This is a genomic window from Protofrankia sp. Cj3 (assembly GCF_917627355.1).
GTDB lineage: Bacteria > Actinomycetota > Actinomycetes > Frankiales > Frankiaceae > Protofrankia.
The window spans coordinates 1-2,901 of sequence record NZ_CAKJTR010000322.1; the positions used below are offsets into that span (position 1 = coordinate 1).

At 64.9% G+C, this 2,901-nt stretch carries 7 protein-coding genes; all 7 read right to left on the reverse strand.

Going from position 1 to position 2,901, the window contains the following annotated elements; genetic code table 11:
* Positions 1–2 precede the first annotated feature (2 nt).
* Positions 3–491, reverse strand: coding sequence for a transposase (locus MJ783_RS23055; RefSeq protein WP_239313943.1), 489 nt, complete (start codon positions 489–491; stop codon positions 3–5).
* Positions 492–591: 100 nt separating this feature from the next.
* Positions 592–879, reverse strand: coding sequence for a type II toxin-antitoxin system RelE/ParE family toxin (locus MJ783_RS23060; RefSeq protein WP_239313946.1), 288 nt, complete (start codon positions 877–879; stop codon positions 592–594).
* Positions 876–1,235: a type II toxin-antitoxin system Phd/YefM family antitoxin gene (locus MJ783_RS23065; RefSeq protein ID WP_239313949.1), complete on the reverse strand. Its 360-nt coding sequence runs from the start codon at positions 1,233–1,235 to the stop codon at positions 876–878. Before MJ783_RS23065 ends, MJ783_RS23060 begins: the two co-directional genes overlap by 4 nt.
* A 128-nt stretch (positions 1,236–1,363) precedes the next feature.
* Positions 1,364–1,618, reverse strand: coding sequence for a hypothetical protein (locus tag MJ783_RS23070; protein ID WP_239313952.1), 255 nt, complete (start codon positions 1,616–1,618; stop codon positions 1,364–1,366).
* Between the two features lie 156 nt (positions 1,619–1,774).
* Positions 1,775–1,987, reverse strand: coding sequence for a type II toxin-antitoxin system RelE/ParE family toxin (locus MJ783_RS23075; RefSeq protein WP_308127843.1), 213 nt, complete (start codon positions 1,985–1,987; stop codon positions 1,775–1,777).
* A 47-nt stretch (positions 1,988–2,034) separates the two neighbouring features.
* A complete protein-coding gene (locus tag MJ783_RS23080) occupies positions 2,035–2,325 on the reverse strand; it encodes a type II toxin-antitoxin system Phd/YefM family antitoxin (RefSeq protein WP_239313955.1) in 291 nt (96 codons plus the stop codon).
* A 184-nt stretch (positions 2,326–2,509) separates the two neighbouring features.
* On the reverse strand, positions 2,510–2,791 hold the full coding sequence (locus MJ783_RS23085; RefSeq protein ID WP_239313957.1) for a hypothetical protein: 282 nt from the start codon (positions 2,789–2,791) through the stop codon (positions 2,510–2,512).
* Positions 2,792–2,901 lie beyond the last annotated feature (110 nt).

The window sequence follows — 2,901 nt, forward strand, 5'->3', positions numbered from 1 at the left end:
CATCACCTGGCAGATCTGTCTCCGTGCCGGGAGCCGAGTGGTCGTCGAGATGGCGGCTGTCGAGATGATCGTCGCCAAGGTGACCGCTGAGCTGGGCGCAGGGTGGGTCTGCCAGCGGCAGTGTGGGTGCTCTGGCGCATGGTGCCCTCGACCCCGGCCCGGGTGGCGTAGCGGCGCTTCCACTCGTCGGTCGTCTGCTCGGCCCGCGCGGCGGCGAGGGCTTCGTTCAGGTCACGGTCCCGGATAGTGATCTGCCGTTGTCTGCCCTTCGTGCACAGCTCGCGTTTCGGGCAGGGGCCGCAGATTGTCCTCGCCCCGGTCACCACGATCGCGTCGGTGTCCCGCTGGCGGCAGGGGATCCAGGACGCGCTGGTCCTGCCCTCGGGGCAGGTGCCGCGTCGCTGGTCGACATCGAAGGAGAAGCTCGCCGTGTCGTAGCCCTGTGCGGCCCTGGCCTGGGTGGACTGGTCGAGCAGGACCAGGGTGATCAACGTGACGCCGTAGGTCCGGGCGGACCGGACGATCTGTTCGGCGCTGGGGTAGCGGAGTCGAGCAGGTGCTCGTCCGGCAGCAGACTGTCAGGTCTCCCGGTCAGCGTGAGCGGTACGCGTCGGACCGATGCTCGACGGCGGTCACGGTAACGGTGCGGTTTTCCTCATCGATGTTGTACAACACCCGGTAGCTGCCCCGCCGAGCGGACCAGGTGCCCTCATATGGTGGGAGCAGGAGGCGTTTGCCGAGCCGGTGAGGGTTGTCCAGGAGCGTGGTCGTGATGAACTCGTGGACGGCTACCGCAATCTTTTCGGGCAATCGGCCGGCGAGAGCGCGTGCCGTGGGGCCGGTGATCAGAAGTTCGAACGGCTCGCTGGCCTCGCTCACGTCGTGCGATGCCGCTCAGCGCTCCGCGCCCGTTTCGCCATGAGCACGGTGAGCTCCTCGGCGTCGAGGACATCGCCGGCCTCGACTGCCTCTCGGGACTCCGCGAGTTGCCGCATCGCCTCCCGGCTCGCCAGCACATCCAGTGTCTCCTCCAGTGCCGCGAGGTCATCGGGGGAGATCAGGACCGCTACGGCATGCCCATGGCGGGTGATCTCCACCCGCTCATGAGTCCGTTCCACCTCATCAATGAGTTCCGACAGGCGGTTTCGCGCATCGGTGAACGGTATGACAGTCATGCCATCGAAGATACCAAGAACTGGCGCGAAGTAAAGGCAGATCGTTAGCGCGATGGGCACGGATCGCGGTCTCGCTCCTGCCCGTGCCCGCAGCCGCCACAGGGCGGGAGCCGCATGCAAGTTGGGCGTGTCCGACCTTCAGCTGCCGCCCTGGGATGTCGATACATCCCAGGGCCTGACGCCCACGCTCAAACGGTCTTATCCCATGCCTGGTTGACCGAGGCATCAGCCGCGCTCCACGCTTCCGCTTCGACCAGGTAGTCGGCCCAGCCGTCAGGATCCTGCACACGGAAGCGGTCCATCACGGCAACGGCCTTGAGCTGCCAGTGTTCGTCAAGCAACCGGCGCACGGCTTCATCCGCAGTGGCACCCATGAAATCCTCGGTGGCGACCCGAAGCACCCGATCCCTGGTCTCGGGGCTCACCCGCATCATGGTCGTCATATCGCCGAGTTTACGTCGCCGTAAACCTTCCTACGACCAACAAGCCCGCCCTGAATGATCACATAACGTGGCGCCGACAGTGGCTCAGCGCCCGCCAAGCCCCGCTTACGCACCTCAGGCACTGGCTCGTGGCCAACATCCGGCTATGGCATAGGATCAGATTCGGCGGTAGACCTCGCGACGGTGGGCGACACGGACAACGAGGACGAGTAGGACGTCGTCATGCACCTCGTAGATCACGCGATAGTCGGCAAGCCTGATCCGTAACGCACCTGGCCGGCCTTCGAGCGCTTTCACGCCGACCGGCCTGGGGTTGTCGACGAGACCGCTGATGACTGGGCGCAGGCGTTGTTGGATCTGTGGGGGCAGCCCGCGGAACTGGCGGGCAGCGGCAGCCGACTATTCGATCTTGTATGTCACGAACGTTCAAGCTCGGCTTGCAAGCCGTCCCAGGAGACCGTCTCGCCCTCGCCGCGTTCGCGGTCAGCGGCGAGAACTGCCCGGAGATCCTCCAGCTCTTCCCCGGCCTCGACGAGACGACGAAGCTCGTCGATCGGCAGGATCGCGGCGGTCGGCGTGCCGTTACGGGTGAGGTAAACGACGTTTCCCTCGTGGACGCGGTTGACCAGCTCGCCAAGGCGTGAGCGTGCTTCAGCAAGTCCGATCTCGGCGTCCGTGGCGTGAAGCTTGGTTGTGCGAGCAGGCATAGCCATGGTCGAAGTGTACAACCCGATCTCCGATCCTGCCCGGCCGTGACCGACAGAGCGGGCTGCGGCCGATCAGCCGAGACGGTACGGACCTGTTTAATGATTGCCCAGCCGCCATACTTGCCAGGAATATCGATCCGGACCTGGCGACCCAGCCGGGCCGCCTCCGCCCAGGATTCGCCGCTCAAACGCCCGTTGGGTAGATCTCAATGTCGCGAACGGTCAAGCTCACGTCCCGCCCAACCACACCCAGCGGAGCCTCGCCAGTGGTGTCGACGAGCACGATCCCACTCCCGAAGCGGAGGGTGAGGACTCCGTCCTTGTCTAGATCCTCTACGACGCCGCGAAACACCATGGCTTGATCCAGAACATCCACGATCGTTCCAGGTTGCGGGTCGACCACGATTTCACTCCAGTCGATCTCTTCGTGTACTTCCACCTCGACATCGACGGCGACACCGGCCACTTGGGCGCCATCCCCCGCCAGGAGGCAATACCGCGGCCACCTTCGGCCGTAAACAGGACTCGGTCCCCATCCTGAATGACGGACTCCAATAGAACCACCCGCATCACCAG